Here is a 6331-nt window from a genome sequence, read left to right as displayed (position 1 = left end):
GTAAACTATAATAACTTAATATATTGATTTTATCTGATTCAAGTTATGGATGTCCCCGATTAGATTATAAAAGCCCGAGAAAGGCGGGGGATCTAAAAAAGGAGACATTCTACCGTCTCGTTAGCTTTCTTCCGTAGTTCCTATCTATAACAAATGTGAGCATCAATTGAATAAAATAATATATGCAGTACGCAGTGTAAATTTAGACAAAATCAAAATTGGTGAATCAAATGTACATTCACTATTTAATAGAATTAGATCACATCAAACAGGATCCGCTGATGAGCTCGAATTGCTTGGTGTACATTATGGGAAATTCCATACAGATAAAAAAATTCATCCTCTATTGAACTCAAGCCATTCGCATTTAGAATGGTTTAATAATACAGAAGAAGTTTCTAGCTTCATCAATACTAATTTTTTAGTTTTCCCTAAAGCATTGTCGCTTTTAACTGAGATTAGTTACTCTACGAGTCAGACAATTTCAACTGAAACTATTGCAATTTCTGAGTATGTTAAAGGTAAAATTAAAAATCATGAGTTAGATCTTTGGTTGGAAACGTTTGACATGCTTGAATATATAAAAGATGCAATTAGTAAGAATGCACATAAAAAAAGTAATAAGTAAAAGAATTAACAAGACTTCAAATATAAGAGCTAATATCTGGCTTGGTTTATTCAGGAATTGGGATCGTAAATAGATCGTCAAGGCCGAATTTATTATTGAATAATAATTTTTTCTACATATATACATAAATTTGTTAGAAAACTAATCGATAAAATCGAACTATTTTGCTATGATGCTTTTCAAAATTTTTAACGATACATTTATTACTGTTGTCGACATAAAAAAGACCAACCATAATATATTTGAAAAGACGAGAAAGATTAAATGAAGAGCGAAATTTGCAGTAATGAATGGTTAACTGAAAAAGTGATACCTGATTATAACCAATTTACTAAGACACTTAACATTGTGGATCTCTTCTCTGGGTGTGGTGGTTTAACGCTGGGTGCGATTGAAGCCGCTAAAAAACATCAGTTATCAAGTGATATAAAATTAGCTGTCGAGCTAAACCCACAAGCTGCAAGTACTTATGAAAAAAATTTCTCTCATAGTTTATCTACATTATTCAATGGCGATATCGAAGAGTTAATTACAAATTACCCTGGTGATGAATTATCGGAAGCAGAACTGAAATTACAGTCTGAAAATACAAACATTGACGTGCTTTTAGCTGGGCCTCCTTGCCAAGGCCATTCACGCCTTAATAATCATACTCGCTCTAAAGACCCTCGAAATAAACTTTATTTAAAAGTAATCCGCTTTGTTGAGCTGTGTAAGCCACAGTTTGTAATCATTGAAAATGTATTAAACATTAAACATGATGAAGGTAACGTACTCACTGAAAGTGCAAACTTTTTAGAAGGCATTGGTTACACGGTTGAAAACTTAGTGGTAAAAACTGCTGAATATGGCATTGCACAAAAACGTGTGCGTCATATTCAGGTAGCTAGTCTTAAACAGTTAGATCTTTCATTAGTCGCTTATGAGGAAAAAGCAGTACTTTCCGATGTAATCGCAGACATTATTGATAATTGTGAAAATTCAAAAAACACTTTCGATACTCCTTCAAAAACCAAGCATACTGAGAGAATTGATTATCTATTTGATAATGATGTGTATGATTTACCGAATGAAATGCGACCTGATTGTCATAAAAATAAACTGCATACTTATAAAACATCTTATGGTCGCTTAAGATGGGATAAACCATCAACAACGATCACTCGTGGCTTCAGCACAATGGGGCAGGGGCGATTTATTCACCCATTAAGACGTAGAACATTAACACCACATGAAGCTGCGCGTATTCAAGGCTTTCCTGATTTTTTTAGTTTTACAGAATATAAAACAAGAGGGAACTTGCACTTGATGATTGCAAATGCCGTCCCCCCTAAGATTAGTGCGATGCTAATTGATTTGTATCTATCTCAAAAAAATTAGTTCGCCTATAGTTAATCAACGAGATATTTTTTATTATTTATATAAGTGTCAAATGCAGTAACTGTGTGCTGCATGTATGAGCTAACGCTTGAGCTAACTTCTAAGAAGTTTTTTAAACTATTTTGTCTTCCAAGTTCAGAATACGATTTATTCCCATGAGATAAATCGTTCCGTGTTTTCTTTAATGTGTTGAAGTCTTCTTCTAGTTCATCTCTTCTAGGCCCATTCACTCGTATGTCATAGCTTTGTTTAATGTCATCAAAAGTGCTGAGAGTGACATTTCCGTTAAACAACTTTGTAAGATCGAGAGATGCGTCTGCGACATTTAAGTCTAAGTTATTTGTAACAGCCTTATAAATATTTGTATCATTTTTATGTACGGCAGAAAGTACTTTTCTTTGAATAGATGGTTTTAATTGACTATAGCCAACTTCATTATCCGAGAAATCATCGTAGAGCTTCTCCATACCGAGCGTGAGTGTAGACTCTACTTGATTGTAATTCATCATATGAATAACTGATTTTAAGATGTCTAATAATTCATCATTAATTTGAAGCTCTACATCATTAGAGCCTTTAATAGAAGAGTTAACTTGCTTTGAAAGGAAGCTGGTTAGCTTAATGATTAAATCTAAATCATCTTGTCTGGCATCAAGATCCTCTTGAAGCCCACTACTCATAATCTTCACCATTTAACAGCATGCTTTTAACATAGTTGATTCTGCGTTTAAGCTGATTTTCGTTGTTAGCACTATCTGCGCCAACTATTTCTTGGAATTTATCTTCAAATAGCCAATCTGAAATGTCAGATGCGGGTTCTAAATCTTCAGACTCTCTTAACGCTAATGCTGTGCCAATCGCTAATGCTTCATATCGTGCTCTTGGTGTCGTTTTACTTGTATCTGTTTTTCTAAAACCCATAGGGATATGTTTTTTAATGAACAGCATAGCCTTATTAAATTCTGATATATATTGATCGACAGGACATTCATCTAGTCGTGATGCTTCATTGTGTAAATACTCATCTAAAAACTCTTTGACCTTACCTTTATAATTTTCCATATTATTGGCATAAGCAAAGAAACGTAAAACAAATTCGCGGTGATCTGCATTCAATCGTTTCTTGGCTGAAAGTGGTGCTAGCTCAGCAAATATCGGGTCAAGAGAACAAGGTAATATCACATCCTTGTAGAATGAACTTTTAGCATCTTGACCACCATGGCGAATCTCCATTGACTCTAATGCTTTAGAGCCTGAGTTCATTCTTTCAAATAAATCTCTTCGATGGTCTTCAGTAACTTGCCCTTTTATTTCAACCAAGCGCATTGTTTCACGGAGAAAGCGTCTACGACGACCAGATGGCAAGTCTCTGAAATAAAAACCATCTAATTCAGTTATTTCTTTTAAGTGTTTAAGCGATACTTCATTGTGGAAAAAGTAATAAAGAGCTCTTAGTCGTTGAGAGCCATCAATAACCTCAAGAGCGTAATCACCATCAAGAGAGTCATCTTCTTCCGATGCATCGGTTTCACCAATGTATAAATATGGGATAGGGTAACCAAGTAAAATAGATTCAATAAAGCGAGAAGACTTTTTTTGGTCCCATTTATATTGTCTTTGATAATCAGGAATAAATAACTCATTCTCATCTTGATTATCAATGCTTATAAACTTCATTAATATTAGTTCGATAGACCATTCCCTAACTTGATATTGAAATTCATTACTCTTTATACGGATACGTGTCTCAGCTTCATTAACCAATGATTTTATTTTTGCTTTGATCGTGATTTTCTCTTGATCAGTTTTACATTTAGATAGCTGTTTATTTAATTCAGTAATATTCATTTATTCTCCAAAAGATAAATTACTTATCGATATTTAAAAACGAAAAAACCGCCTCATTGGACGGTTCTAAAATTCTTTATTCATTACAACTCTCTACCCACAAAAATCACCACACCGACAATGGTGAAATTACCGTTAATCGGTTGAATTTGTGTTGGCCATGCGGGGTTGGCTGCTTTTAAAAACTTATGACCACCTTCAATAATAAGCTGCTTAAATGTGGCTTCGTTTTCATCATCTAATCTAGCAACCACATATTTTCCGTTCGTTGGCTCTACTGCAGGGTCAACAAATATGAGATCACCTTCATTAAATTTAGGGCTCATACTCATGCCCTGAATTTTTAATAAGAAGGTTTTGTCACTGCATTTTACGGGGCAGGGGTAATGAATCGCATCTGCGGCATTAATTTCGTGAATACCAGACCAGTCACCCGCTTGAACCCAAGAGATAACCGGATATAAACCATGCAATTCAGGTCCTGCTACAACATTACTAACTTCAGTTGTTTTAGGTGCAAATGGTCCTTGACCATTTAAAAGCCAATCTGGGTCACAATTTAAGACTTTTGCTAAAGCATGGAGGTTTTTACCTTTTGGAGAGGTAATACCTTTTTCCCATTGGCTAATTGAAACTCTGCTAACACCTACTGCCTTAGCTGTTTCTGCTTGAGTAAGCCCTAAGTCTTTTCTTCTATCGGAAAAATTTTTATTAATCATGTAAAGATATCTTAACACTCTCAATGGAAAGTTTTGTTTTCTTTTTGCCTTTTTGTGGGAAAGTTTACTTTCATTGTCAGCTTTCTCCTTATACTGCAGAGAAAGTTTACTTTGCACTAACAAAGAAAAAGAAATGAAAAAGGCTGATGCAATTAAATATTTTAAAACCGTAAGTAAGTTAGCACAGGCTGTTGGGGTTACAAGAATGTCAGTAACTCAATGGGGTGAAGAAATCCCACAGCGTCGCGCTTTTGAAATAGAACGCATAACGAACGGCGAACTAAAAGCTGACTTCACACCCGTTAATCAGCAATCAGTACAAACTCATAGTGTCAGCCAGTGAGTTGCACTAATAAACCCTCTCAACAAAGTAATAAGGACTCATTATGAATATGACGTTATCCCTTGATACACCTTTGCTTAGCCTTTCTGAATATGCCTCTCGTACTGGTATATCCATTGATTCTGTTCGTAAACAAATGGAAAAGGGGCACTTGCCTTTTATCCAGCACGAAGTGCGTGGCACGCGTTACATCAACATGGTGCAACTCACACAACGCTGTGCAGAAGCTAATGCAGATAAGCGTTGGAACTAACTTGTTCGATTTCTTAGTAGGGAGTATGCGCAATGGAATGTCTGAATAAAACGGGTGGTTTCGGTGAGAACGCCCAAAAAAATTACGATGAAGCGTGTCATGCATTTTCGGCATCGAAAAACCTCGCACTGGTGAGTCGTTTTACTGGCGTAAAAAAATTGGGTGATAAGTTAAATCCTAGCCAGAGTCACAAACTTTCAGCCTTTGAACTGGGCCTGATTACGAAAGCATCAGGTGATTACACATTAGTAAACAGCATGTTGTTGTCACTGGATATGGTGGCGGTGAATGTTAGCCGTGATGGAAAGCCTGAAACGTTAGTTAAACGTGCATTACAAAATAGTGTTTTGAGCGGAAAGCTGGCTGAGCAGACATTAGAAAACGGTGGCGAAATTCGTTTACCTCGCCGTAAAGCACAAGCGTTATTAGATGTATGTAATGCAGGCATTGCGAACTTAGTGTTATTGGCAAATGACTTGGAGAATCGGTCGGGCGGTGCAACCCCGTTTTTATCAATGGGTGTGGACTTTGTTGTTCAGAATGGCGCGCCAGGATTGATGTAATGAGAGTGTTAACAATAAAGAAGAGGTAAGAAAAGCGTGATAACCAAGTCTGCAAACCTGATTACCACTTACAAACTAACGCGGAGTTAATTATGTCCAACGAATATAGCACAGCTTTAAAACTGGGTGCAACTGCACCTTTCATCTCAATCATGGCGTTATCTATTACTAAGCGCGTTGCGTTTGCTAATGCAGTCTCGGCATCACTGTTACCTGCGCTGAAAAGTGCACTGTTAAAAGGGGCTCATCATGCAAAATAAATCATTTAATACGAAAACGATCTAGGACACCCGCATCTTTTTGACTGAGCTTCAAAACGATCTAGGACACCCGCATCTTTTTGACTGAGCTTCAAAAGCAACCTATGGTTAAATAAACAGGATAGGTTTCCTTGGAGGTTTTATGACACAATCCCGCGACACGCTAATTTCACTTACCGATACCCCTTATTACCATTGTATATCCCGCTGTGTACGTCGTGCCTTTTTGTGTGGAGATGATAAATATTCAGGACAAAGCTTTGAGCACCGTCGACAGTGGATGATAGATCGAATCCGATTCTTAACGCATATTTTTTCAATTGAAGTGTGTGCTTAT

The 6331-nt window shown here is 36.4% G+C and carries 9 protein-coding genes and 1 pseudogene; 7 read left to right on the top strand and 3 right to left on the bottom strand.

Annotation, left to right across the window (positions count from 1 at the left end):
* Positions 1 to 166: 166 nt before the first annotated feature.
* Positions 167 to 628: a hypothetical protein gene (locus CXF74_RS20285; RefSeq protein ID WP_101084343.1), complete on the top strand. Its 462-nt coding sequence runs from the start codon at positions 167 to 169 to the stop codon at positions 626 to 628.
* 264 nt (positions 629 to 892) lie between these two features.
* Positions 893 to 2008: a DNA cytosine methyltransferase gene (locus tag CXF74_RS20280; protein WP_101084342.1), complete on the top strand. Its 1116-nt coding sequence runs from the start codon at positions 893 to 895 to the stop codon at positions 2006 to 2008.
* A gap of 11 nt (positions 2009 to 2019) precedes the next feature.
* Here the strand turns inward: CXF74_RS20280 and CXF74_RS20275 are convergent, their stop codons facing one another.
* The 3 genes from CXF74_RS20275 to CXF74_RS20265 all read right to left on the bottom strand — a co-directional run bounded on the left by CXF74_RS20275 (position 2020) and on the right by CXF74_RS20265 (position 4575).
* The gene (locus tag CXF74_RS20275) at positions 2020 to 2688 is read right to left on the bottom strand and encodes an MAE_28990/MAE_18760 family HEPN-like nuclease (RefSeq protein ID WP_101084341.1); all 669 of its coding nucleotides are present in this window, start codon (positions 2686 to 2688) and stop codon (positions 2020 to 2022) included.
* A complete protein-coding gene (locus CXF74_RS20270; RefSeq protein ID WP_101084340.1) occupies positions 2681 to 3856 on the bottom strand; it encodes a DUF262 domain-containing protein in 1176 nt (391 codons plus the stop codon). The genes CXF74_RS20275 and CXF74_RS20270 overlap by 8 nt, the downstream gene beginning before the upstream one ends.
* Positions 3857 to 3939: 83 nt before the next feature.
* On the bottom strand, positions 3940 to 4575 hold the full coding sequence (locus CXF74_RS20265; protein ID WP_101084339.1) for a LexA family protein: 636 nt from the start codon (positions 4573 to 4575) through the stop codon (positions 3940 to 3942).
* Between the two features lie 133 nt (positions 4576 to 4708).
* Between CXF74_RS20265 and CXF74_RS20260 the strand changes: the two genes are divergently transcribed.
* The 5 genes and pseudogenes from CXF74_RS20260 to CXF74_RS20245 form a co-directional block, all read left to right on the top strand.
* Positions 4709 to 4918: a Cro/CI family transcriptional regulator gene (locus tag CXF74_RS20260; RefSeq protein WP_101084338.1), complete on the top strand. Its 210-nt coding sequence runs from the start codon at positions 4709 to 4711 to the stop codon at positions 4916 to 4918.
* Between the two features lie 43 nt (positions 4919 to 4961).
* Positions 4962 to 5171 carry a hypothetical protein gene (locus tag CXF74_RS20255; protein ID WP_101084337.1) on the top strand — a complete coding sequence of 70 codons (210 nt, stop codon included), beginning with the start codon at positions 4962 to 4964 and terminating at the stop codon, positions 5169 to 5171.
* A gap of 32 nt (positions 5172 to 5203) precedes the next feature.
* Positions 5204 to 5734 (top strand): phage regulatory CII family protein, encoded by a 531-nt coding sequence (locus CXF74_RS20250; RefSeq protein WP_101084336.1) that lies wholly within the window; start codon positions 5204 to 5206, stop codon positions 5732 to 5734.
* Positions 5735 to 5826: 92 nt separating this feature from the next.
* On the top strand, positions 5827 to 5994 hold the full coding sequence (locus tag CXF74_RS22275; RefSeq protein ID WP_198552937.1) for a hypothetical protein: 168 nt from the start codon (positions 5827 to 5829) through the stop codon (positions 5992 to 5994).
* A gap of 142 nt (positions 5995 to 6136) precedes the next feature.
* Positions 6137 to 6331: pseudogene (locus tag CXF74_RS20245) on the top strand (transposase); the annotation flags it as partial.

The organism is Psychromonas sp. Urea-02u-13, assembly GCF_002835995.1.
In the GTDB taxonomy this organism is placed as follows: domain Bacteria; phylum Pseudomonadota; class Gammaproteobacteria; order Enterobacterales; family Psychromonadaceae; genus Psychromonas.
This window is presented reverse-complemented; position numbering and strand designations above follow the sequence as displayed.